Raw genomic sequence first — 24,294 nt, 5'->3', positions numbered from 1 at the left:
ATTTATGAGATTAATGACAGTCGGCCTGTCGGCCGATTGGCTCCATGATTTTCAAGAAACTGTGTTTCGCGAAAATCACATCTGCATTGCCCAGCCTTCGACATCCATCGCCGCCTGACGGACGGCTTCGGATAAGGTTGGGTGGGCGTGACATGTGCGGGCAATATCTTCGGATGACGCTTTAAATTCTAGGCCGAGACAAATCTCGTGGATCATATCGCCAGCGCCCGGCGCAATAATGTGACCGCCAAGGATTTCGTCCGTTTCGGCATGCGCCAATATCTTAGCCAGACCATCCGTTTCATGATTACAGCGCGCGCGGCTATTCGCTGTCAGCGGAAACTTGCCGACTTTATACGGCACGCCGGCCTCTTTCAGCTCTTCTTCCGTTTTACCGACGGTTGCGATCTCTGGGAAAGTATAGACCACCCCGGGAATAGCGTTGTAATTCACATGACCAGATTGTCCGGCAATCGTTTCTGCGACCGCGACGCCCTCTTCTTCGGCCAAATGGGCCAGCATCGGCCCCTCGATCACATCACCAACAGCATAGATACCCTCCGCTGCTTTCCAATGATCCGTCGGAATAAACCCGCGATCCGTCGTCTTGATACTAACGGTGTCCAGGCCGAGGTTATCTGTGAAGGGCTTTCGGCCAATCGCCACAAGGACGACGTCGGCTTCGAAAGACTTCTCTTTGCCGCCCGCAGCCGCTTCAGACTCAATTTTAACCGTCTTGCCCTTGCCGTCGACAGCCGTAACTTTGCGGCCCAGTTCGAACTTCATGCCCTGTTTTTTGAAAATTCGGGCCGAGGTTTTACGGATTTCTTCGTCCATACCAGGCAGGATTTGCGGGAGATATTCGATCACAGTCACCTCTGCGCCGAGACGACGCCAGACCGAACCTAATTCTAACCCAATCACGCCGCCACCGATGACGATCATTGATTTGGGAACACTTTGCAGCTCCAGTGCGCCTGTCGAAGAGACGACCTTCTTCTCATCAATTTTGATGAAGGGTAGCGATGCCACTTCGGACCCAGTCGCGATGACGATGTTTTTGGTGTCGTAAGTCTTACCGTCGACGTCGACCTTACCTTTGCCAACAATTTTGCCGAAGCCGCGAATATGATCGACTTTGTTCTTCTTGAACAAATATTCGATGCCAGCCGTCAGACCTGTTACGACTTTGTCTTTAGCTTCGATCATTTTCGGAACGTCAGCGCTGACTTTGGCGCTCATACCCATGGCGGCGAAATCTTTACCGGCCGTCTCATAGAGCTCTGTCGCGTGCAGCAATGCCTTAGACGGGATACAACCCACATTGAGGCAGGTTCCGCCGAGCGTCTTGCGCGTCTCAATACACGCGACTTTCAGACCCAGCTGGCCACAGCGAATGGCGCAATTATAGCCACCTGGCCCACCGCCAATAATGATTACGTCGTAAATGTCGGCCATGTCGGGTCTCCGAAAGGAAAGGGCTGGGCGAAATGAGGTTGCGGCGGGCCGTTTAGGCCGCGCTCGTCATAAACTCAATGGCTTGAGGCCGCCTCAAACGGGCTCTGAAAGGCAAGATGTTGCGTTTTGCAGCGCTGCACACCGTCAACCCATATCTGCGCCGAGCGTTCGCATATGATCAAAAAAGTCTGGATAGCTCGTCGCAATCATGCTGGCATCGTCAACCCTAACGCCCTGTTCGCTAACCAAACCCAATACCAGTCCGCTCATCGCGATCCGGTGATCGTGATGCGTTTGCACCGTCCCGCCGCCGGGGACCCTGCCACCTGTCACAGTTAGACCGTCTTCACGTTCTTCGACCTGAACGCCATTGCCGCGCAGTAAAGCCACCGTGGCCGCGATCCGGTCGCTTTCTTTGACCCGCAGTTCATGGATACCGTTCATGACTGTGTCGCCCTTTGCAACAGCAGCGGCGACGGCCAAAATCGGATATTCATCGATCATGTCAGCGGCGCGCGCCGGATCAACAACAATCCCCGTGAGACGCGAGTAGCGCGCCCGGATGTTAGCAACGCGTTCGCCACCACCGACTTCGCGCGCATCTTCAAAGGTAATGTCCGCGCCCATCTGCAGAAGCGCATCATAAAGCGCCGTGCGGCGCGCATTCATCATCACGCCTTCCACAACCACATCGGATCCGGGCACAATCAAACCGGCAACAATAGCGAAGGCCGCCGAGCTGGGATCCCCCGGCACATCAATATGGGTGCCGCTCAGCGTTGCAGGGCCGTCAATAGAGACCTCCGTTCCCTCACAATGAACCAAGACACCAAAGGCGCGCAACATCGTCTCTGTGTGGTCCCGCGTCGGGTGAAGCTCACGCACTGTGGTGCGACCCTTCGCGCCAAGACCCGCCAACATCACGCAAGATTTGACCTGAGCGGAAGCTTTGGGCGGCGCATAATCGATCGCTGTCAGCTTACCAGTAGAGCGAATCGTGCAGGGCAACCGACCGCCATCCTGCGCCTCGGCCTGCACACCCATTTGACGCAATGGGTCCAGCACGCGGTTCATCGGACGGGACCGCAGACTATCATCCCCCGTGAAGGTCGCTTCCAACCCATAGGCGCTGGCCGCCCCCATAATAAGGCGCACACCGGTTCCAGCATTGCCGCAATCGATTATACTGTCAGGCGATCGCAAGCCTGCGGTGCCGACGCCGTCAATTGTCCAACCGCCCTCGTCCGTTCGGGTCACAGTCGCGCCCAGTGCGCGCATCGCACCGGCTGTGGCAAGAATATCATCGCCTTCGAGCAAACCCGTCACCGTGGTGCGGCCAGACGCCATCGCGCCCAATATAATGGACCGGTGCGAGATCGACTTATCGCCCGGTGCAGTTATGTGTCCGCTCAGGGCTCCACTCGCGCAGCTTTTGGCGTCATGTTTGTCAGTTTGGGGCATGCTCACTGTGTGTTCCCGGTCGTGCGTGTTGACAGCGTTCGCGGGACCGCTAAAGACCCGCCAATTCATCTGGAGCAGGGCCGTAGGCCCGACCCGTCCTAACTGCAAGTCAGCAAAGGGCGGAACCGTCCATCTAAGCCCGAGGCGAATCCGATCATGGCCGCAGCCAAGTCCAAAAAAGAAGAACGTGCCGAGAAACTTGGCACAAAACGCGCTTGCCCCGAATGCGAAGCGAAGTTCTACGATCTCAACAATAATCCAGCCGTCTGTCCGATGTGTCAGAACAGCTTTGATCCGGTCGAACTGGATCAACAGGGCAGCGCGCCCGCGTCTCAGCTGAAGTCTTCCAAACCCGATCCGGAAGACGAAGATGATGAAGACGAGAACACAGAAGCCACCGAAGTCGATGAAGAAGATATCGACGAAGAAGAGGAAGAAGCAAAAGAGCTCGAACTCGATGGTGACGATGCGGCTGTTATTGGCGGCGTGAGCGATAGCGACGACGAAGAAAATCCGAACTTCGGTAATCTTGAAGATGACGAAGATGAAGACGCAGCCCTAGTTGCTGACGATGATGATGAAGATGATCTTCCGCCCGGAGAAGGCGACGACGATGATGACGATGATGAGGACGACGACGACATCGAACTCGACACGTAAGATACACCGGGTCAGCGCGTGAGGGTGAGTTTCCCTTCGCGCCGTCGCAATAACTCGCTTGACCTTCGGCGCGGCGCAGTCTTATGACGCGCCGCCCTCAAGCCGCCCAAGGCGTTGCTTTGGGCATAGACAGGACTGACCCGATCAGTCGGCCATCCGGTGCCACCGGACAGCCAATGGACGGGGCCTTAGCTCAGTTGGTAGAGCGCTTGCATGGCATGCAAGAGGTCAGGGGTTCGACTCCCCTAGGCTCCACCAGTCCTCTCCCCTGTGAACACCCTGAACTCGGCTTTGCCAGAACTATACAGTAGTTTCAGTGAGTTAACGGAGATCGAGACGGATCCAACGTCCGCCAACCTCGCATGACCTGGCTTTCTAGCACCATTTCGCGAGACAGTCTTACAAGGCAGTTTTGGTGACCCGTTGGTTCAGTGTGGTGATGCAGAGTGCATGCCCAGATGATTGCGTTGGGCGTCCCATTCTAAGGGAAGATCGGTCATGCGCTGCAAGGACCGACTCGACATATGCTCTGGCTGGCGACCTTCGAGAATTTCGTCGAGAATGCTGGGTGCCAGATATCCGAGCGGAACGAGCTTGTTCATGTTGCTGGGGTCGAGGCCTTGAACTTCCGCGAACTCCGATAGCGATGTGATCTCACCTGACTCTAGCTGCTCCCGGAGTAGCGTCGCCCTGGCGATCAAATGGATCAGAGCCTCGTCAGGATTAAATGCGGGTTCGTCTTTTGCGCCTAGAACGAGCTTCGTCTCTTGTCCCCGCCTCCTCAGGACGATGTCCTCTTGGATCAAGAGGTTGGAGTGTGTCCAACTCTCTGGTTCTTCATCAATTGGTAGGTGGAAGAGTAGACCGTCTTTCGAGAGCTGTATGGTCACGCTGTTAGCCTCCAGCACGATTCGTTCGACGAGCTGATGCATCAACTCTTGGGTCGGTTTTGCTAAGGCGGCTGCTAGGAGCTTTGATGCGTGCATGATGGTTTGCCGGGTTGTGACGTCGATCTCATCCAGCCTTAGAAGTAGAAAAAGTTTCAGGTCGTCAGCGAAGTGACCCTTCAGGATCGTCAAGACAGTCGATTCGATCGTGTCTCGTCTGAGTCTCCACCCGCTGTCCACATCTCCGGTCTTCAGCCTCCGACTGACATAGTAATGATACTTCACCCCTCTTGTCGTGCAGGCCTGAGGAACTAAGGGGTGCCCATCTGCATCTTCAAGCAGTCCAGCTAGCAGGGCTGTGGTCTTGGTGTAGCGTCTTCTCATTCGATTGGGTGCATTCTCTCTAAGCAGCGCCTGGGTACGGTCCCAAGTCTCTTGGTCAATGATGGCATCATGCTCGCCGTCATAGACCTCGCCTTTATGAACGATCTTCCCGACATAGATCGGGTTCTTCAGAATGGTGTAGATGTGCCCTCGGAAGAAAGGCTTGCCGCCTGAGACTTTCCCTGTCTTTGTCACGCGTCTTTTTGAGAGCGCGCCTTCCCTATCGAGCGCTTCTTTGACCTGTCGGACGGACTTGAGCCGTAAGTAGAGGGAGAAGATGGCTCTGACGGTCTCGGCCTCCCCCCACCCGTCTGGGCGGTCTTCTCCCCTTTCTTCAATGATGAGCTTTCTGTTCTTACTCCGATACCCCAGCGGGACTAGGCCTCCCATCCAGATGCCTTTGGCCTTTGAGGCCGCGATCTTGTCTCGGATCCGCTCCGCTGTGACCTCTCGTTCGAACTGAGCGAAGGAGAGCAGCACATTGAGTGTCAGTCGTCCCATGGATGTGGTCGTGTTGAAGGCTTGAGTCACAGATACGAACGACACTTGATGCTGGTCGAAGGTCTCCACCAGCCGAGAGAAGTCAGACAGAGATCTTGTGAGGCGATCCACCTTATAAACGACCACCACATCAATCAGCCCGGCTTCAATATCCGAAATGAGACGCTGCAACCCCTGTCGATCCATATGGCCACCCGAGATCCCGGCATCGCTATACTCCCCGTCCCTTAGCTGCCAGCCCAAGCCAGCTTGAGACAGGATATAGGCCCGACAGGCTTCCGTTTGTGCATCGAGGGAGTTGAAGTCTTGGTCTAGACCCTCCTCATGAGACTTGCGGGTATAGACCGCGCATCGAAGAGTCGTTGGGGCTGAAGTCGTCATTATCTGTCCCCCTCCAGTTTATCCCCTCACCCCGAAGAAGCGAGGGCCTGACCACGTCGTCCCAGTGATGGCTTTGGCGATTGCAGAGAGCGACCCGTAGGTGACTCCATTCATCACAAAGCCCTGATCAGTGCAGAGGACAGCGTAAGTCTTGCCGTTCCACTCTCGGACCAGTTGGGTTCCGGGTTGGATCTTAGGCGGCGGAGGATTCGCTGTTGCGACGGGTTTTGTCAGAGCTGCAGCGGTCAGCTCTTTGGCAATTTTGAGAAGCTTCCGCTTGGTCATCGCCTTGAGGCCTCCATACGCGTTCGCTTGTCGAGCGTAGCTGATCCCTCGAATCAGAGTGCTCTTGCGAGCGCCTTTGAAGGGCGGGGTCTCATAGTAGCGATGCCACAGGACAAGCAGGTGTTCGCGCGAGAGATCCTTAAGCGCAGAGAAGGCTGGCTCCTGCTCGGCCTTGGATGACGCGTTCATCGCTAGGCGTCCGGCTTGATGCGGTACAGGCTCGGCTTTCCGTCACGAGGTTCTCGATCGATCACGTAGCCACGTTTGCGCAGGCCGGTCATTGTCGCGCTGGTTGTGTGCGTCTGCCAGCCTAAGGCCTCCGCGGCTTTCTCGAGAGTCACGCCGCTTTTGCGGGACAGCAAGCCGACAAGCTTGGCTTGTTTGGTGCCCTCACGAGGGGGTGCGAGCGCTGCAGTTTCAGAGGAGGATTGTTTGGTGGGATTGGGTGTCATGAGTATGTCTCCAGTTATCAGCGCGCCCGATGCGCGCCACTACTGAGACAAGGCCCATGGTAAGGGCCGTGATCACACTACCGCTTCCTTTTAGGATGAAGTCCAGTGTTTAGTAGAATAGGCATTTGGAACTGGATATTCAGGTCACACAACATAATGGACAGAAATTTGTATTTATATGCATCATCTCATTGGGGCTCTTTCTGCTCCTCGTTTAGAAAACGCTCCCCTTTTTACATTTTCCGTGAGCTTAACCCCAAAAGCCGCAAAGTCCTTTAGTCGACCTAGATAGACAAGGACCTCACACGCAGCTGCAGATTTGTCTCAAATTGAGAGCGCATATCGACAAATATGTTTGGTTGCTGGATCCGACAGAAATGAATCTAAGGCTTTGTCCAGGCAGAACCTGAAAATGGGTCGCGCACTTTACTGGGGTGATAGTGTCCGACAATAGCTTCAGCAGGAAGATCTGCATGAATGCAAATGGACTCTTCTCCAAAATCATCAACCTGAGGCTCTGTTAGCTTTTCACCGATCCAACGCGCCAAAGCGGATCCGGCATATTCGGACAGCCAACTATCGCTAATGAGTGAAAACGGTACATCGCATATAAACATTGTAGCTTTGCCCCGTGACCGTAGATATCGCCGAGCGACGCCGGCTGACCAGACTCGACTCGCAACGGCCAGCTGATGTTCCCCGCCATAGAGAAGATAATGAGCCCCATGCTCAATGATCATAGTCTAGTTTGCGGCAAAGAAGACCCGATCTTCACGAAGATCAAATCCGACATCATCTAATGCGTGTTGGAAACGATCCTCATCATTTGGGATCTCTGGTCTTTCCTTCAGGAGAGCCCTCAATGCGTGTGTCGCATCTGATCTGTCCAGCTTGCGGATACCTTTACTGTAAAAACTATCGACGTCAGTCGTCCGAGAAGCGTGACATGTTCGAAAGGCGCGATAGCAATTTCGTAATCTCTCTGTCATGAGAGACTTCAGATCGGCATCCTTCGATATCAATCGGTTCAACCAAGTGAGGTCATCCGAAACGATGTAGTCAGGTGGGTCCGCGATCACCGCATCAATAACCTTATCTGTGACCACATCTCCGATCAGCCCAGGCAGCTTCGGCAACCAGGAATCTGGACGCATCCAGTCAAGCACGTCAGAGCGTGCTGGCGGTCGTTCCTTAAGGTTAGGCGATACTAGTTTGACGTGAGGCGCATCTGTGCCGCTCGTTGCCTCTATGTTCAATTGAGTTTGGAGGTGTCTCGTTTCTCTCATTTTCCCTTGGGTTACACCTTATAGTCGTTGGTTCAGTCTGCTTCTTTTGTTCGGCCTGCCCCCCTTGCACCAGTCAACACGCCCGTTGCGAACCCAAAAATGGCATCCACATTCGTTTTTTTGATGCACGGATGGCTTGATTGTAGGGCGGGTCCAAAAATCCCAGCTGATGGTCCATCGCGGGCGGCGGTTTGGATTGAGTGAGAGGTCGATCCGTTCCCCGCAGCCTCCAGGGCACGAAAAGCAAGCCCATTTTTCGACGCCGCCGTTCTTGACGATCGTAATCTGATAGTCCTCAATTTCGTCAGGGAAAGTCGGATGGCTTTGGCTCAGCAGCTCAAAATCAAGCGATCCAAACTGTCGAAGTAATCTCGCCAAAAACTGTCTCATCTTACGCAATCCTATCAAGGAAGGGGACCATATCGCCACGACCGAGCGTCTCGGGGGCTTGGCAAAGGGAACAGTCGGGTTGTGCCGAAACTGAGCTCGTCCGATCATCTCGGGCGTGAAATCGCCGCGTCCTGCTAGGTAGCATTCCGGATGAGCCCGCAAATCCGGTTAGTCCTGACAGCCATTCATTTACGGCCATTGACGCGGCTTCCGTTGTAAATGTGACAACCGCCGGGGACGGATCCCCTTCTCCTAGAACATAGGCCTCCTCCTTCAATCGCGCATGGGCATCCGGATCGCGTCTTTTCAGGGCTTGCTCAGCCGCGAGTCCGACATCAATATGGCCGGCACATACAAGACACGGATGTCCGGCGACGAGCGTTGTCACCCGTGCAAACAAATCATAGCCCTGTCCACGACGCTGCATCGCCAGTCCGACATCAATTATAGGAATTCCGTAGAAGCGGGAAAATCGATTCAAAAACAGTCGCCCCGCATGATCATCCGTGCAGCAGAAAATTACATCACATGATTTGAGCGCGTCCCACGTCTCTGGATCACCCGCCCAGCTTTCAATTCCGACAAATTTTGTACCGAGCCCAATATCCCTCACCGTTCGCTCATGAATAGCGATTTTGGAAAGCCCTGCAGTGACATCCTCACGCCTCGCGCCATGCAAGCGATTGAGGTTTGTGTCTTCGACTATATCTCGGTCGAACATGACAATGTTCTCGACGCCAAGACGAAGAAGTAGTGGCAGGACAGCGCTCCCGGTTGCTCCACACCCAGCAATGGCACAACGAAAGGCAGAGGCTTGTTGAGACGCCGCTTCACCGAACAAGCGGATTTGTCGATCCTGATACCTTTGCGCTTTACCGTTTTCTCCAGCCAGCCCAAGTCTCGGCCCGGAACTCAGGATCCGTGGCATATCGACGAAGGTCTTTTGATCTGTCCATAGACGGGCTGCGATCGTGCCATCCCCCGCGATGACAATACTGATGAGACCGGCCACGCCTTTCAGTGCTGCGGTTCTCGCTAACTCTGCTTCATTGCGATCATCCTGATCAGAAAACCGGGCCAAGCCGGATGGGTGTGTATGGACCAAAGCAGGAACCATTCCTGAAGACTTGGCCTCGCCAAGGAGTTTCATGAAGCCATCCGTCTGCCATGTGATATGACGCTCAGACGCTGAAATCATCGCGTCTGGTTCAATCGTTTGGAAATCGTGTGAAACATAACGGGTTCGAGGTTGCAGCGTCCAAGGATCGCTTTCGATATCAGCCAATCCGAACAACATGTAGGCGGCTCGCTCCGATCCTTGCCCATCTTTCAGAAGGGCGCGGATCGAAGCCTCATGGGGGTTTTGGAGAATGAGGTCGCGCATTGGGGTCACGCGCGCGCCTCGGTCAAAGCGGTCTGGACGCGGGCGATCATGGTGCGAAGCCCATCCCGTCCCGGACGCCAATTTCGGTTGTGACGCGACCAGCGCTGCCACCTCCGCCCCCCGAAATTATGTTGCACAGTACACGCTTTGGGATCCTGGCCCGTTTCACCGAGAGTCAGCTTCGGATATGCGTAAAACATGTCGGGCGGACAGTCGGGGTAGCCACTGGGCAGCAGGATAAGAATATCTGCTGTCTCATGGTTGAATTTCCCCTCTGGCAGAAGGAGCCCCTTCAACACGATACCCGTCTGCCCGCCTTCCACGATGACCTCGTAAGCGTATCCGTGCTCAGACAGAAAGCCTTGGTCAGCTGAGGGTAGAGCGTCGCCCTCCGTGGTCTGATCGATCAGAGAAATGAACCGTTCAACGCCCGGTTCATCCAGGTTGATGATATCGTCATTCTCAATCTTTCGGTCATGCTGGCCTGGGCGTTCCTGCCAAAGGGAGTAGTTTTCCGCCAGCTTGGCAAGCTTGCGCAGGACGAACCCACTAATACAGGCATGGGGCCACTCGACGTCGGCGTCATCGACTTTCAGCCGGAAACTCCGGTCCGAGCGGGCCACGAGGACCTTCTCGACCCCGCGACCTCTGAGGTCAAAGCCCTCGTCGAGCCGAATGTCTTCGAAATCGCCATTGGGAAGAATGGCAAAGGCCACATGTTCCTCGACAGGATGGCCTCCAACGGCTTCGATCAGCTGCCGTCCAAGCGGCTTCGGGTCGTCAATGGTATAGGATCGAAATTTGAGCGTCGTATCAGCGATCCTGACTTTGAATTGGGATGTTTGGGCGGTTGCCGTCATGATTTTTGTCCTTCTAGGTCTGTGTCGCCGGCCCATTGCCAGCGTGTTCACAAGGACAATCGTCAGCCTAGGAGGAAACCGGTAAGCGCTCGCCGATTTTTTTTCGAAGGTGCCCACTTGGCGGGGGTGTACAGTTGAAAAAGAATGGGCAACTGGCACATTGACGCCCCCGATCTGGGGGGAATTGCCCAAGCGATAAGGCTTTGGTCGCCGCCTCGATTTTCTTTCCCCTGTTGGAGATTTTTTGTTTCGACAGGGCCACCATCTCCCGTGTTTCTCCGGTGAGGTAGACAAATTCGACATGACCATGATCAGCGACGGCCATCTGAAAGGCTGCCGCATCGAGACCTTCGAGGGCCTGACTGGTCCTGCGTCCGGTTTTAATGCGGCGGAAGATTGTGTGCGCACCGCCGTCAATTTCTTCGTGGGCTGTCACGACAATGTCGGCATGTTCGAGTGACACTTCGCGTGTCTGAGGGGGCCTGCGCGTTTCCCCCGTGCGGATTGAGTGCAAGAAGGCGATCAGAGTGTCGGCGATGGTCCGATATTTCGACGCATAGCCATGCTCGACCGGCCCATGCTCTTCCCAGGCTTGATCGACAATATCGGTCAATTCCGCGGGGCTCAGTACGTCGTTCAGGTGGGCGAGCAACTGATCGATGACGACCTGGACAGCCCGGTGCATTTGCATGGGAGGGGTTTCCATCCGTCGGCCGCCAATACCAAGCACATAGGCGAATAGAAACCGCCGGGGACATTTTTGATAAAGTGCGAGCTGTGAGGGGGAGAGGCGCGGCCTGCCGTCGAGACTGAGTTCAAACGCTTCTTCCTGCTCCGCCAGTATTGGAGGCTCCGAAAGCGGGGTTTCACATGTAACGGTTGCCGCAATATCGTCGAGAAATGGAGACGGTTTGCTACGGCTTGTATGGGGCGAATAGAGGTAAAGCTGGTCTTCTGCGCGTGATAAGCCAACGAAAAAGAGACAGTGTTGCTCATCTTCATGCCCCGCATGCGAGGCATCTCGACCTCGAAAGACAGGCCCAGCGATGAGACCATCGGGTGGTGGGAGGCCCCGGCTCTGATTGGCTGAGCGGTTTAAAGAGCCGCGCGTCAGCGAAGGTAGGTGCAGAACCGGAAACTCAAGTCCCTTGCTGCCATGAACGGTGAGCAATCGGACCGCATCAAGCGTTTGCGCTGCCTCTGGCAGGTGTCTGAGCTCGCGCTCATCTGAGAGCATGACAAGCTTTCGGATGCGCGTGAGCAGCTCATGGATTGGATACCCCTCCCCGCGTGCAAAATCATTGCGAAAGAAATTTTGCAATTGCCACATCGCAATCGCTGGGTTCGCTTCACCCTCACGCGCTGCCAATCCGAGCTGTGCGCCAAGTCGGGTCCTGTCGAGATAGAGTGTCGCTAGCGCCCGCCAGGGCGGAACATGCGGTTCAAAGCCTTCGAAACAGGATAGGAGCCTCGCGACACCCTCTTGGGAAGCGTCTGAGAAGTCCCGGGTTTCTGATACGGCCTGGGTCCAGTCCAGCGGGGATTCCGGACTAGCGCGGCGGATCGCATCAACCATCTTTGCCAGATCATCTATGCTGATCCGAAAGGGTGATAGCGAAGCGACACTCGACAAACCCATGGCCCGTGGATCGATGATCATGGACAGGAGTGAAAGGGCTTCTTTGATCTCCTGACGATCAAATAGAGGACCTAAGAAAAGTACGGGGATGCCGCGTTGTTCCAGCCCGGCTGCAATCTCTGCAAGACGGTCATTCCCCTTGCAGAGAACAGCCTGGTCGCGGAAGGATGCACCCTCCTCGCAAATTTTCTCAATCCGGGCCGCCAATTCCTCCAACTCGTGATCCTTGGAGCTCAGTTCAATGTAGCGTGGACGCGGTCCGACCTCTTCGGACGCGGCATTTACGTCAAAGTCTGTGGCAGATGCCATCCGAACTCTCGCAAAGGCCTTGAACACGTCACAGATAGATTGAGTGGAGCGATAATTCGTTCGCAGCTCCGAGATGGTTCCACCCGGAAACGCGGTCGTGGCGAAGGCGGCGACACTGTCTGGTGACGCGCCCCGAAACCTGTAGATTGATTGTTTGGCATCACCCACAACCCACAGGTTCTCACCATCAGGTTTGAGCGCTTTGAGGAGGCGGACGCTGGCACGGTTCACATCCTGATATTCGTCGACAAGAATATGTCCGTAACGGGATTGAAGGCTGGCCCGCACCTCTGCATCCGTTTCAACAAGCGCCGTCGGCAGTGCGACGAGATCGCCAAAGTCGACAGCTCCGGCGTCCTTTTTCAGGGTCTCATAGAGGTCATAGACGTCCGCAATCTCCAGACAGCGTTCGGCCTCCTCAATCGTCTCAGTCGATTCAGCGGCTTCCGCCATAGCTAACGCGTATTTCCTGTACGCCTTATGATCAACGACCTCGTCTTTCGCCCGAGAGATGGCGGCCAGAATGTCTTTCAGAATATGTGTCGGATCCCAGAGGTCGTTGAAGTAATTCAGACCCAGTCGCGGAAATTCCTCCTCAAGCATGGCGATCGCTTCGCTTGTGTCGATGAGCTTTGGTCGATTGGGCAGGTTAAGTCGGTCATGAAACCGGCGCACAATATCAAGCCCGAAAGAGTGAAATGTACCAATCCAGGCTGCCCCAGCGGACTCCGGCCAGATCTTGATCGCTCGGTCCGTCATCTCTGCCGCCGCCTTGTTGGAAAAGGTCAATAGGAGCAGATCTTCCGGATCAACCTCTCGCTCACGCAGAACGGCGAGCCGACCCACAAGAGTTTGGGTCTTTCCCGTACCGGGACCCGCTTTCAGGAGTAAAGCGCCGCCCTGGTGTTCCGCAGCCGCCCTCTGCTCCGGGTTTAGCGGTTTCGTGGGGCCAGTACTTATTTCTGACTTCGTGGGTACGTGCGGGAGCCAAAGCGCGTCAAACAGCTGCGCCGCAACCATATCGTAAGGGGCTCCAAGCCGCCTCGCGATTTCGTCCGCGTCGAGGCCGTCTTCGACATGCCAGGTCCAGGCAAGGGTGCGAGGGAAAAGAAATTCCCTCGCGAAGAGGTCCATTTGAATTTCTTGCCGGGCCTGACTGCTATAATCCACGACACGGTCCGCCCCAACAGGCGCAGGATCGCTTGAGCGAGCCGGATCGATATCCATGAGTGGAGGACGCTCGATTCCACTCCCAAACTCATCATGCCCAATCTCATGGGCGACCAGAAAGGCATCAAGGAAGCTTGATCCGGTTTGCTCGTGTAGGATGACACCTGCATCCGCTTGAAAAGTCGCGCGACCGCCATTGAGTTGAGGGTCGCCAGTGGAACGCGCTGAGACTTCAATGTCGCGGCGGTCCGCTTCCTTGAGAACAAAAAGATAAGGATTAGTCGGCTCGTCACCGGCCTCGCATGCGGCGGCGTGTAAAGCTGCCGCCCGTTGGCGAATGGCCTCAATTCGGTCCATCATCACTCATCATGTGCGAAAGAACCTTCTCTTGCTCAGAGGTCAGTGTCGCCCGGTTTATATATTCGTCGAAGCTGATCGGTTTCGCTCCCCCGGGTTTGTCATCGGATTTCATGGCGATGGCCTGACGGTTACCCTGAACCATAGCCGACCAGAGATCAGCAAGGCCCACATCAAGCCGGGCCGCCATTGCTTTGAGGAAGTTCAGCGGTACGGATCGCAACTCAATGACGCTGCTATTCAATCCCGTCAGAAAGCCTCTAGGTAAGCGAATATCTTTTGAAAATGTTCTGACTTCCGCGCCAAACAAGGCGTTATAGGCCTTCTGGGTCATTTGCGTTTCGAGGACGGCTTGACTGGTCTCTGATGCGTCATGGGCATCCATCAGGTCGAGCTCTAGAATAGCGAATTCATGGTACAGCTCAAGAAGCTCCTCTATGTATTCAGGGTGCCGCGCGATAAAGGTTTGCAGCACAGCCGGTGACAGGTCTGTTTCCACACAGAAGTCATCGATTACATCGTCCCGCTTACTCATCATCATTCTCCAGCCCCAGCGCCACTCTCATTGCGGCAAAAGCGCGATTGCGCCTGTTTTGGACAGTTCTTATCGAACATCCCAGCGTTGTCGCGATGGAGGGTTCTTCGTCCTTTTTCGACTCAATTTGCACTCCCGACATCCAAAGCTCGACGACCTCGCGTTGATCACTCGGTAATGTATCAATCGCACGTCGTAAGGCGATCCGGCAATCCAGACTACTCTCGATAGGGGTTTGGCCTGAGGAGAGCCGGGCTAAGGCGTCCTCAACATCCTGACGAACCTCTCCGCTGATTTCGTCCAGAATAGGCGCGTTCGCCGTCGGTCGTCGGCCGCGCATTCTTTTGTGATCAATACGGCGAGCGCGGACGGCCTTATCGAAGGCAAACTCATAGACATCCAGCTTCTTCTCATACCCGTCTTGGTCCTTAAGGATCAGCTCCATCACAAGATTGACAGTTGCCTCACGCAGCTCTGCGAGCTCCGCGTCTTCATAGAGTTGGTTTCCGACCTGACGACCTGGCCGACGACAGGAGTCAGCAACACGCTTATTGATTATGTCCAGAAGTGCGATGAAACGCGCCTCGCTGTTGTCGCTCTTCGTTCGCCGAATATGATAGACTAAGGCTTCCGAGGGGACGTAATCAGGATCTTGTCTGTTCCGGATTTTGGCCCGCTCAAGCAGGGTTTCGAACGAGTCATTGAGTCCCCGTTTAATTGCCGCAACAACAGGCGCACGACGTGTATAAAGGACACCTTGCCCATTTCGCATTCGTAAAGGCTCGAGTTCCATTCATCGCTCTCGATCTGACCGCTATCATATTAGCTAGCACATATTATCAGTAAGCACAGGAGAGGCCTGGCTCATTCTGTGGGCACAATAGATGGTAGTTTTATTGTGTTGCGGACGCGAAAGTAGAACAAGGTTCTTTTTGATCCATTTTCAAAGCTTACCTTGTAAAAGGTCACAAAGCCTGTGGATCTTGCACGTCCGAAAAATATATACTATTTTCTGACGTGGGTAGAGAGTAATGACGATATCGACAATCAGATCCCGCATTCAGCGCAAAGACCGTGGTTCGGTCTTCACACCGTCAGATTTTCTGGCGGTGGGGTCTCGCACGTCCATTGATAAGGCGCTATCGCGGCTTGCCCAGGACGGCTTAATTCGCCGGCTCTCCCAGGGGGTCTACGATTACCCGAAGATCAGCCCTCGTTTCGGCCCCCTCTCCCCGAACCTTGATGACGTCGCAGATGCCATTGTCAGAAAGGATGGGCATAAGCTCCAGATCCCCCCGTCCCGCGCCGCTAACCTTTTGGGTCTCACAAATCAGGTCCTGGCGAACTCTGTCTATCTGACGAATGGACGGACCCGTACCCGACAGGTGGGCCAGACATCCATCACGCTAAAGCAGGCAGCGCCTAAGAACCTCGTCGCGGCTGGGACCACGGCGGGGACTGTCTTTCAGGCGCTTCGCTATGTGGGCGCGACGGGCTCAATGATCAGATTGTGCACCGCGTTGCTAAGCAGATCAGCCCGTCTGATGCCAAGGATCTCGTCAAGCAAAGCACGAAGGCGCCCGCTTGGATGCAACCGGTCGCTAAGCGCATCGCTGAAGCTGTGTAAGATATGGACGAAATCGCCCAATTACCCGCTGAGGATCGGTCCGAGCTCTTTTTAGGAGCCGCTGCAAGGATGGGTGTGGCCCCAATCATTGTTGAGAAGGACTTTTGGGTTTGCTGGACACTCAAGCGTGTCTTCAGTCTTCAGGACATGGAGACCGGCCTTATCTTCAAGGGCGGTACATCTTTGTCCAAAGCCTACGGCGTCATTCGTCGCTTTTCAGAGGACATCGACCTAAGTCTGGACCGCCGCGATCTTGGCTTTGACGGTGACCGCGATCCAGCAAGAGATGGGCTGTCTAACTATCGACGTAAGGCCTTGCTTGAAGAGCTCTCCAAGCGCGCTGAGCACTAGATTCAAGGTGGTCTCTTGGCCAAGCTCGCGGGCGCTATGGCTGATGCCCTCCCCTCCTCCAAGATTGATCTCACAGTTTCAGAAGAAGACCCGCAAACCCTGATCTTAAACTACCCGACGAGCCTGACGACGCATGCGGGCAATTACCTAGCGGACAAAGTGAAATTGGAGTTCGGGGCGCGCTCTGATCATTTGCCCCCAGAAACACGGTTGGTGAAACCTTATGCGGCAGAGCAGCTTCCTGCCCTCTTCGAAGAGCCTGATGTCGAGGTGAAGGTTCTCAGTGCCGCGCGAACCTTCTGGGAAAAGGCCACGATCTTACACATGCTTTTCTATCAGAAACCGAACAAGGCTCTCGGTCGCGCTATGTCTCGTCATTATTATGACCTTGCGACATTGGCGGGTACGCCAATCAAAGCGGAAGCGCTTGATGACCTCGATCTTCTAAAAGCCGTTGCTCGGCATAAGTCGTCTCTTTCGAGCGGCGTGGGCGAGCTATGAGACGGCGCGGCCTCCCTACCTTCGACTTCTTCCCAATCCGGATTTGAACGAGCGTCTTCGGCGAGACTATAGCGAGATGCGCGAGATGCTTTTTGATGACGGCCCAAGTTGGGAGCAGATCATCGACTCCTTGGGAGCGCTAGAGGCTGAGATCAACGCTCTTTAGCTCATTCCAAACTTCCAGAATGACCCGAATATGATGCGTTTAAAATAGTCTTTAAGCGCATAATCTGAATTATGGTAATCAGATCACCAGAGCAAATTTCGTATCCAACAGCCTCACCTATTCATCAAGTTCACTTGCGACCGTCAACACGCCATAGGCGTCCAGCACCGTTGTCACAGCCTTCTTGTCCGCCCGTGAAAGCGTGTGATCCTCATGACGCTGCGCACCCGTAAACCTTAAGATCGCCTCATCGCTGGCAGCTAAGTTTCGCATAATGGCGATCTGCCGCTCCGAAGGCGTGACGTCCTTCCATTCCCAAACATGGGATGTGCTGCGCCGTTCAAAGTCACCAGCAACGAGCGTTTCCTTTTCTCCATCATGCCAAGCCGAAACCTGGTTCACGAAGAGCCACCCATATTGAGAATCCCAGTCTACTCGGAGTCTCAACCAAGGACCTCGCCCCTCTTTCGTGCCGATGTAGAAGTATGCCGTTGGGTCTGTCGTTTTGATCTTCGGATAATACCAAGTGATCCCTTCGACCTTGTCATATTCAGCTCTCAAGCCAGTTTTCGCCGTCTGTGCGCGCTTTAGGACACTCTCGCGTAAGGCCTCAACGCGCTCCAAATATGTGGCATTGTCAGGCTTAACGACAGCCAGAAATTGATAGGCTTGGATCTTTTTAAGAATGGCTTTGTCAGAAAACCTTCCAACGATATCGAGCGCCGACTGCTCTATCTCGTCAACAAACGTCCCATTGTCGACATCCATTTCCATGAGACGTTCATATGTCGAAGTCGCACTCTCAAATTCATGCTCCCTGACAAACATCTGGATGTCCGATCGTTCACTTCGCCCATCCTTGATAAATAGTTCAGGATTGCGGGCCTTGGCTCGTGCGAGCTTCTTTTGAGCTTTGGCAAGTTCCTTATCGAGACGACGCATTTCCTTCTCGTGAGCGGATAGAGGCTCACAGGCCTGAAGAGAGGGTGACGCTATCAGAATTGCCGATAACAAGGCTGCGTAGAACTTCATGAGTATCTCCATCTATCTGATTTTAAGATAATCTGAAAACCAGATTAGCTCCAGCGCTTTCTTGCGTAATCGGAGCTGTCTTGGAGAAAACCCTCGGAACTAAGCGTCATCAGCGGCTTGTTGCGTTTCTTATTGAGAAGCGTGAGGCCGCTGGCCTGACGCAAACGGACCTTGCCGATAAGATTGGCGAGTATCAGTCATGGGTCGCACGTCTTGAAAGCGGACAGAGACGGATCGATGTTATCGAATTTGAAAAGCTCGCTGAAGTTTTGGAGTTTTGCCCAACCGAGTTTCTATCAGCCACCAAGACATAAAATCAGCTAACCGGCTAGGCTTAGGAGATCGATTTTCGAGCCTCATCCCCGATCCGCTCTAAATGTTGATCTGCAAGGTCAACTTTGAAGGACGACCAAAGCAGCTGGTGATCAGACATTTGATGCTTGAAACGGTAACGGTTAAAATAGGTCCGCATGGCGTCCCTGCCCCGCGCGCGTCTCTTAGGATCCGTCACAAACGGATCACTGACGACATCGATATAGTGGTCAGCGTCTTCAACGCGAAATACGGACCGACGAAAATCTACGGCCCCGCTGACTCCATGCTTAATGCGAGGATCTGCGATGCGATGGACGATTTGATCGTAAAAACCGACTGTTTTTCCGAGCGTGGTAGGAAGTTCCTCCATGCCATCTGGAGCTGTGAAGCCCTCGCCTGTCAGAGCTTTCATCGTCTCATGCTCAGGCGACACGATATTGAAATCACCGAGTAAGATGTAGTTCGCTTCGCTTTGGCGCGTATCCCAGTTCTTTCGCTTGAGCTCTTTAAGCTCGGCGCGCCGTTCCTTCTTCTGCCGGTCAGCGAAGAACTTAGCGACCTCACGGATCTCCGCTTTGCGGACATTCATATATTGGCCCTTCACGTCATCATACTGCTCGTCGCTCATCCATGAGGGCCGCTTAGGGTCATCGCCAAAGTAGATATGGACCGTCCCAAGTTTGAACGTGAACCAACCACAGCGAAAACCAACAACAAAGGGGGATCGGGCAAACTGATGGTGGACATCAAAGGGCCACTTGTTTTCTAACCCAGCAGACCCGGCAATCGTTTGCCCATCGGGCAAGACGACTTCTCCGGCGAGACGCATGAACTCAACTTTTCCTTTGCGGTAGAGGAACGCCATGCGTTCCTTATTCCCAGCTTTCCCTTCAGATGTGTCTGTGACGATGTAGTCCCATTCAGGGCCAAGGAAATCCTTCACCAGCTCTCTAAGCTGAGTAAGGTTCTGGTTCACTTCCTGTATCGCGACCAAGTCAAAGTGATCGACGACTTCGGCGATATAGAGAAGGGCGTCAGTCTTGCGCCAGTATCCACCGCCATTGCCAAAATGCATCAAGTTCCATGTCGCGAGACGAAGGTCGTTCTCTCCCGTCTTGGAGGTCACATCTTCGCTTAGCTGCGCGCGCAACGCCCGCAACCGGTCCGTCACGTGGGCCCGGTGCGCCGGATTCTCAATCGTCTGAAGTTTCCAATATAGCGCCATGTCCGTTCAGCTCCTTGCTAGGGAAGCGTACAGAAGAGCGCGCTCTTCGTCCATTCGTCGTGATATGTTAGGTTGAACTTCGCTTCTGACGGGACAAGCTATGACCAAGAACATTGTGATCTGTCTGGACGGCACGGGCAACGAGATCGAAGAAAACATCTCCAATGTCCTGAAGATATATCGTGTGGTTGAACGATCAGATGATCAACCCGTCTACTATGCTCAAGGCGTTGGAACGCTCGCGGAAGTCAGGCTCTGGGCCCGTGCCCAGCAGTGGTTCTTCGACAGCTTTTTAGGAAAGACATTTGGCTACGGAATGGATGCAAAGGTGCAGGATGCGTACCGTTTCCTTATCCGCCACTTTGATGACGGAGATCGTGTCTTCATCTTCGGCTATAGTCGGGGTGCGTACACGGCGCGCGTTCTAGCCGGCATGCTCCATTCGGTCGGCATATTAAAACCTGATCAAGAGAACCTCTCAGGCGCCGCATACGCCGCCTATCTTTCCGAACCGCGCGGACAGACGACCACCCAAGTCACCGATGAAGACAAGGACGATGTTAGCGAAAAAGAAAGCCGGGCTTCAACGTTCAGACGGATTACTCAGCCGCGGAACTGCCCGGTACATTTCCTAGGTCTTTTCGATACTGTCGGATCAATATTCGTACCGAATTTTGGGAAAAAACCTCATTGGTTTTTCACCAGCGACCCATACCCTCACACCTTCTTCAACCCCAGTGTACGTCAAGTTGTGCATGCGGTGTCCATCGATGAACGTCGGCAGATGTTTCCAGCCAGTCTTTGGCCACAAGGCCAAGTGTTTCGCCCCAACCGGTTCTCAACGTCCGAGCCTGCCCCTCAACTCTTGGACGAGATGTGGTTTGCGGGTGGGCATGGCGACATCGGCGGCGGAAATCCAAGGCCGGACAGTGGGCTTTCTCAGATACCGTTGATTTGGATGTTAGAGCATGCAGAGACCGCATCATTGGACATCTTCAACCGCATGAAAGACTATGTCACCGGGGTTAAACCCTACACTCGTAAGACAGAACACTTATACCCCTCGGCGGACCCGACCGCCAAGCTTCACAAATCTCTAAAATGGCTTTGGTGGCTATCTGAATTCATACCGACCACAGGGCCGAAAGTGAAAGCCACACCTAAGTCTAAATGGTGGCCACATTTTCCTGTCGGTCGGCGACGTAAGATACCGGCCAATGCAAATATTCACTCGAGCGTGACCAAGAGACTGGAGAGTATTCAAGACTACAGACCGCCCAACTTGAGCGACCGTCCAGACTAGACGGCGCCCCAGTTGGTTTCCATGGCGAAAATCTCCGTTCAAGAAAACGGATAGAATAAGCCACCATCACGCAGGTCATCGTCGGGAAATTCGAAGTCATCACATCTGACAAGGATTGGTGTCGATAGGCGTCGGGAATGTCGATGCGAATGCTTCCGCGACCATTCGAGCAGCTGAGACAGAGCATCGACTTGATCGTCGTGCTTTGAACTTGGAAAGGCGAGCAGTTCCTTTTTGAACGCGGTTAGCCAATGCCCATCCTGTGGCAAGAATAGTTGTCCTGCCTCCACCATCGAACTAACACCCGCAGCACGGGTAAATTTATCGCCCTCAGGTTTGATGGCGATGGGATTAGGTACACCCGGGGTATTATCGGCCCGCAACGACTGGATTAGTTGCTGCCCTGACGCTTTATCCTCAACGAGTAAGGTTCGTGCCCCGAATTCCTGTGCCAGCGATTTCGCTTTCTTGAGTAGGTCAGGAAACTCCACCCGACCGCGCCACACATGCAGAATATGGACCTCGTTACGCCAGATACGGGCCGTAATGCAGACAGAGTAATCATTCATGCTCCCAGTCTTGATCGCCGTATCCCAGGATTGCACGATCTGCCCCTTGTCCAACGCATCAGACCCACTCGTCAGCAACCAGGCTGCTTTGTAAAGATTGCCGTCTGACGGCATCGGCTGCTGCTGGTACTGTGCCTCGAACGCATAAGACCCCATGGATCGCTTAAGGTCGTCAAGCACCTCGATGGGTTCACGGGCTGCGTGCAGAAGTTCGCCTTCACGCCGATGGTAAACGCCCCCGCGGGCCAACATAATGGATTCATCTTCGATCGCGATGGAAGGGATGGACAGACAGTCCCACCCACCCTGCTCTAGCAGCATTCCGCATAGATCGTGCTCATGCAGACGTTGCATGACGCAGATCATCGAGCCGGTCTTCTTATTATCTAGCCGTGAGGACAAAGTGGACGAGAACCATTCATTGACGTTCGTTCGAACGGTCTCAGAGTGCGCGTCGCTTGGCTTGATGACATCGTCTAGGATAATGATATCCCCGCCACGTCCGGTCAGCGTGCCGCCAATCGATGTGGCCAGACGTCCCCCGCCGCGTGTTGTCTCGAAGTCATAGGCGGCAGAACGAGCCTTCGAGAGGATCGTCCCTGGAAAGAGCTGCCGATACCACTGGGACTCAATGATTGAACGGCAATCGCGTGCAAACTTATTGGAGAGTTCGCTGGAATAGCTGACACAGACGAAGTTCTTGGTTGGATCAAGTCCGAGCATAAAAGCCACCCAAATCACCGATATCGTCTTGGATTTACCGTTACGCGGCGGGATATTGATGATGGAGCGCTGTAGCTCGCCGTCAGCGATCTGCTCAAGCTTATGAGCCATAGCATCGAAGTGCCAGTTCCAATCCAACAGATCGCCGCCGCTGACCCAAGGCCAGGCCTTGCGCAGAAATGCGGTAAAGTCCTGTCGGCAAAGTTCAATGAGAAGGCTCTGTGGATCGTCTAAGAAGGAATTAGTCATGGTTGGTATCATCTTTCGAATTTGATTGGGTGGGATTGGAGCCGGGTTCGCGAGCATCAAGATTAGCGACCGGCGAATTGTCGGGCACAGGCGGCTCGCTGGCCGCTGGCGATTGGCGACTGAGCAATTGATCTAAGATCTGCTGATCGATCTGAGAGAGCCGCTTAGGCCCAGTTGTGTGGTCTTCAGGACCGAACACTTGCATCACCAGGTCAATGAGAATGCGCGTCGCGCTGACATCGCCGGACGCAGCGCGTGTCGTGAGCGTGCGCAGCATCAGTTGTTGCTTCGTCCCGCTGACATCCTCGCCGTTCATGCGGATTTTCATCTTACTGACGAGTTCGGCACGTAGGTCTGTTTTCAGGCCCCGCGCGTTCTTGGGACGGCCCTTCGGATTGCCAGACCGGCCCGGTTTGAAGCGCGTGTGTGACGGAGGCTTCCCGTAGCCTACCTTATAGTCTGGATCAGGTTTATCCGGCATGGGTTGCCTCCATGCCAAGTCGCTCGGTCTTAATTTCTTCGAAGGAACGGCCATCGCCGTCCAAAATGGGGGTGAGCCCGTTGGCTACGGACAGGCGCTGGAGCGCCGTATCGCAATAGAGCGGGTCAAGTTCCATGCCCGCGCCCCGGCGGCCCGTATGGAGGGCGGCCAGCAGCGTGGTACCCGACCCGAGACAGGGGTCCACAACCAGACCACCAGCGTGGGAGCAATCCAGCAGGAAGTCCATGACCAGCGCGGTTGGCTTCACAGTACTATGGGCAGCGAGGTCTTCATCGCGTCCCTTACGAAACGTGTTGGCGCCAGCATATTCGACAACGTTCGTGCGGTAGCGCCCAGTTTCGCCGAGTTTGAAATTGTTGATGTGCTTGGCTTTTCCAGACTTGAACACGAAGATAAATTCATGCTGGCTGCGATAGAAGGCTCCCTGCCCGCCATTCGTCTTAACCCAGACCACAATTTGCTTATGCTCTGTGTAGACGCCGTCCGCCGCATCAAGCAACTCACGGCAATGCCGCCAATCCATAGCAATGTAATGGATCGAACCGTTCTTGCTGAAGCGAACACAATTTCGGGCAATAATTCGAAGGAACGAGGTGAACTCTGCTTGATTCATTTCGCCCGCGCCCATGACAAACTCACGGTGCTTGTTTTTACCGTTTCCGGAAACGTGACCATCGATTGGGACGTTGTAGGGCGGATCCGCAAAGACGATGTCCGCGCGGTCATCGCCTAGAAGTCGTTCCCAGCTGTCTACGCTGCGGGCATCACCGCAATAGATGCGGTGTGGGCCGATCTGCCAGAGATCGCCGACGCGGCTCACCGCATAGGTGTTCGGATCGGGCAATGACACCTCTTCGGCCTCAGGCGCCTGCGACGGCACAGTCACGGAAAAATCGATATCCCCAACCGAATAACCCGTGCTCTCGAACGCTTGCTTGTCTTCGAACACAAAGAGTAGTTCGTCGTTTAAAATGCTTTTGTCGGTGGTTGAGAGCTCCGGAATTCGGTTTTCTGCCAGCGCAAAGGCTCGCTTGTCGGCCTCCGTGACAAACTTGGCCCGAATACAAGGCACTTCGCGGTGACCAAGCTTCAACGCGACCAGTAGGCGGCCGTGACCCGCAACAATCACATTATTGTCGTCGATAATGATGGGGACGAGCCATCCGACCGTGGCGATCGTCAATGCGAGTTTGGAAATCTGGTGATCAGGGTGACGCCGCGCATTGCGCGGGTTTGGGATGAGAGAGTCGGTTGGGACCATCTCAATTTTGGGATGAGGTAAATTTGACATGAGTCAGCTCACTTATGAATGGAGCTGTTCATGTGTCCGCA

21 protein-coding genes, 1 tRNA gene and 2 pseudogenes are annotated in these 24,294 nt (G+C 54.4%); 6 read left to right on the top strand and 18 right to left on the bottom strand.

The features are described 5' to 3' along the window. Window positions 1-75 precede the first annotated feature (75 nt). A complete protein-coding gene (gene lpdA / locus QQL54_RS02230; protein ID WP_284387059.1) occupies window positions 76-1,458 on the bottom strand; it encodes a dihydrolipoyl dehydrogenase in 1,383 nt (460 codons plus the stop codon). Window positions 1,459-1,602: 144 nt separating this feature from the next. Next, a complete protein-coding gene (gene aroA / locus QQL54_RS02225) occupies window positions 1,603-2,919 on the bottom strand; it encodes a 3-phosphoshikimate 1-carboxyvinyltransferase (protein ID WP_284387058.1) in 1,317 nt (438 codons plus the stop codon). 156 nt (window positions 2,920-3,075) lie between these two features. On the opposite strand from aroA, the gene QQL54_RS02220 reads away from it, so the two are divergent. After that, window positions 3,076-3,579, top strand: a complete 504-nt coding sequence (locus QQL54_RS02220; RefSeq protein WP_284387057.1) for an FYDLN acid domain-containing protein — start codon at window positions 3,076-3,078, stop codon at window positions 3,577-3,579. 182 nt (window positions 3,580-3,761) lie between these two features. Next, window positions 3,762-3,837: transfer RNA gene (locus QQL54_RS02215), tRNA-Ala, on the top strand. Window positions 3,838-4,007: 170 nt separating this feature from the next. On the opposite strand, the gene QQL54_RS02210 is transcribed toward QQL54_RS02215, so the two are convergent. The 11 genes from QQL54_RS02210 to QQL54_RS02165 form a co-directional block, all read right to left on the bottom strand. After that, window positions 4,008-5,732 carry a recombinase family protein gene (locus tag QQL54_RS02210; protein WP_284387056.1) on the bottom strand — a complete coding sequence of 575 codons (1,725 nt, stop codon included), beginning with the start codon at window positions 5,730-5,732 and terminating at the stop codon, window positions 4,008-4,010. An 18-nt stretch (window positions 5,733-5,750) separates the two neighbouring features. Continuing rightward, on the bottom strand, window positions 5,751-6,206 hold the full coding sequence (locus tag QQL54_RS02205; RefSeq protein ID WP_284387055.1) for a DUF2924 domain-containing protein: 456 nt from the start codon (window positions 6,204-6,206) through the stop codon (window positions 5,751-5,753). A gap of 2 nt (window positions 6,207-6,208) precedes the next feature. After that, entirely contained in the window at window positions 6,209-6,469 is a 261-nt protein-coding gene (locus tag QQL54_RS02200) for a DUF3489 domain-containing protein (protein WP_284387054.1), read from the bottom strand. Window positions 6,470-6,852: 383 nt separating this feature from the next. Next, window positions 6,853-7,086 (bottom strand): hypothetical protein, encoded by a 234-nt coding sequence (locus QQL54_RS02195; protein ID WP_284387053.1) that lies wholly within the window; start codon window positions 7,084-7,086, stop codon window positions 6,853-6,855. A 126-nt stretch (window positions 7,087-7,212) separates the two neighbouring features. Beyond that, complete coding sequence (locus QQL54_RS02190; protein ID WP_284387052.1) at window positions 7,213-7,623, bottom strand: hypothetical protein; 411 nt, start codon at window positions 7,621-7,623, stop codon at window positions 7,213-7,215. Window positions 7,624-7,773: 150 nt separating this feature from the next. After that, a complete protein-coding gene (locus QQL54_RS15455; protein ID WP_348520670.1) occupies window positions 7,774-8,145 on the bottom strand; it encodes a ubiquitination-like system serine protease family protein in 372 nt (123 codons plus the stop codon). Between the two features lies 1 nt (window position 8,146). Then, on the bottom strand, window positions 8,147-9,529 hold the full coding sequence (locus QQL54_RS02185; RefSeq protein ID WP_284389425.1) for a ThiF family adenylyltransferase: 1,383 nt from the start codon (window positions 9,527-9,529) through the stop codon (window positions 8,147-8,149). 5 nt (window positions 9,530-9,534) lie between these two features. After that, on the bottom strand, window positions 9,535-10,389 hold the full coding sequence (locus QQL54_RS02180; RefSeq protein WP_284387051.1) for a multiubiquitin domain-containing protein: 855 nt from the start codon (window positions 10,387-10,389) through the stop codon (window positions 9,535-9,537). Between the two features lie 67 nt (window positions 10,390-10,456). Then, the gene (locus tag QQL54_RS02175) at window positions 10,457-13,867 is read right to left on the bottom strand and encodes an ATP-dependent helicase (RefSeq protein ID WP_284387050.1); all 3,411 of its coding nucleotides are present in this window, start codon (window positions 13,865-13,867) and stop codon (window positions 10,457-10,459) included. Continuing rightward, window positions 13,851-14,405 (bottom strand): hypothetical protein, encoded by a 555-nt coding sequence (locus QQL54_RS02170; RefSeq protein WP_284387049.1) that lies wholly within the window; start codon window positions 14,403-14,405, stop codon window positions 13,851-13,853. The genes QQL54_RS02175 and QQL54_RS02170 overlap by 17 nt, the downstream gene beginning before the upstream one ends. After that, window positions 14,392-15,192, bottom strand: a complete 801-nt coding sequence (locus QQL54_RS02165; RefSeq protein ID WP_284387048.1) for an RNA polymerase sigma factor — start codon at window positions 15,190-15,192, stop codon at window positions 14,392-14,394. The genes QQL54_RS02170 and QQL54_RS02165 overlap by 14 nt, the downstream gene beginning before the upstream one ends. A gap of 238 nt (window positions 15,193-15,430) precedes the next feature. On the opposite strand from QQL54_RS02165, the pseudogene QQL54_RS15450 reads away from it, so the two are divergent. Together QQL54_RS15450 and QQL54_RS15445 are read left to right on the top strand one after the other, a co-directional pair. After that, window positions 15,431-15,829 (top strand): annotated as a pseudogene (locus QQL54_RS15450) (DUF6088 family protein); the annotation flags it as partial. 200 nt (window positions 15,830-16,029) lie between these two features. Further along, window positions 16,030-16,878, top strand: a pseudogene (locus QQL54_RS15445) (nucleotidyl transferase AbiEii/AbiGii toxin family protein). 283 nt (window positions 16,879-17,161) lie between these two features. On the opposite strand, the gene QQL54_RS02150 reads toward QQL54_RS15445, so the two are convergent. After that, window positions 17,162-18,076, bottom strand: a complete 915-nt coding sequence (locus QQL54_RS02150; protein ID WP_284387045.1) for a hypothetical protein — start codon at window positions 18,074-18,076, stop codon at window positions 17,162-17,164. 80 nt (window positions 18,077-18,156) lie between these two features. On the opposite strand from QQL54_RS02150, the gene QQL54_RS02145 reads away from it, so the two are divergent. After that, window positions 18,157-18,390 (top strand): helix-turn-helix domain-containing protein, encoded by a 234-nt coding sequence (locus tag QQL54_RS02145; protein ID WP_284387044.1) that lies wholly within the window; start codon window positions 18,157-18,159, stop codon window positions 18,388-18,390. A gap of 20 nt (window positions 18,391-18,410) precedes the next feature. Here the strand turns inward: QQL54_RS02145 and QQL54_RS02140 are convergent, their stop codons facing one another. Further along, the gene (locus QQL54_RS02140; RefSeq protein WP_284387043.1) at window positions 18,411-19,616 is read right to left on the bottom strand and encodes an endonuclease/exonuclease/phosphatase family protein; all 1,206 of its coding nucleotides are present in this window, start codon (window positions 19,614-19,616) and stop codon (window positions 18,411-18,413) included. A 100-nt stretch (window positions 19,617-19,716) separates the two neighbouring features. On the opposite strand from QQL54_RS02140, the gene QQL54_RS02135 reads away from it, so the two are divergent. Then, complete coding sequence (locus QQL54_RS02135; RefSeq protein WP_284387042.1) at window positions 19,717-20,919, top strand: T6SS phospholipase effector Tle1-like catalytic domain-containing protein; 1,203 nt, start codon at window positions 19,717-19,719, stop codon at window positions 20,917-20,919. Window positions 20,920-20,957: 38 nt separating this feature from the next. On the opposite strand, the gene terL is transcribed toward QQL54_RS02135, so the two are convergent. Genes terL through QQL54_RS02120 form a run of 3 tightly spaced genes read right to left on the bottom strand, consistent with a single transcriptional unit; the run spans window position 20,958 to window position 24,253 of the window. After that, window positions 20,958-22,460: a phage terminase large subunit gene (gene terL / locus QQL54_RS02130; RefSeq protein WP_284387041.1), complete on the bottom strand. Its 1,503-nt coding sequence runs from the start codon at window positions 22,458-22,460 to the stop codon at window positions 20,958-20,960. Next, the gene (locus QQL54_RS02125; protein WP_284387039.1) at window positions 22,453-22,941 is read right to left on the bottom strand and encodes a DUF5681 domain-containing protein; all 489 of its coding nucleotides are present in this window, start codon (window positions 22,939-22,941) and stop codon (window positions 22,453-22,455) included. The genes terL and QQL54_RS02125 overlap by 8 nt, the downstream gene beginning before the upstream one ends. After that, window positions 22,931-24,253, bottom strand: a complete 1,323-nt coding sequence (locus QQL54_RS02120; protein ID WP_284387036.1) for a site-specific DNA-methyltransferase — start codon at window positions 24,251-24,253, stop codon at window positions 22,931-22,933. Before QQL54_RS02120 ends, QQL54_RS02125 begins: the two co-directional genes overlap by 11 nt. Window positions 24,254-24,294: the final 41 nt, after the last annotated feature.

Source organism: Algimonas ampicilliniresistens, assembly GCF_030159955.1.
GTDB classification, from domain to species: domain Bacteria; phylum Pseudomonadota; class Alphaproteobacteria; order Caulobacterales; family Maricaulaceae; genus Litorimonas; species Litorimonas ampicilliniresistens.
This window is presented reverse-complemented; position numbering and strand designations above follow the sequence as displayed.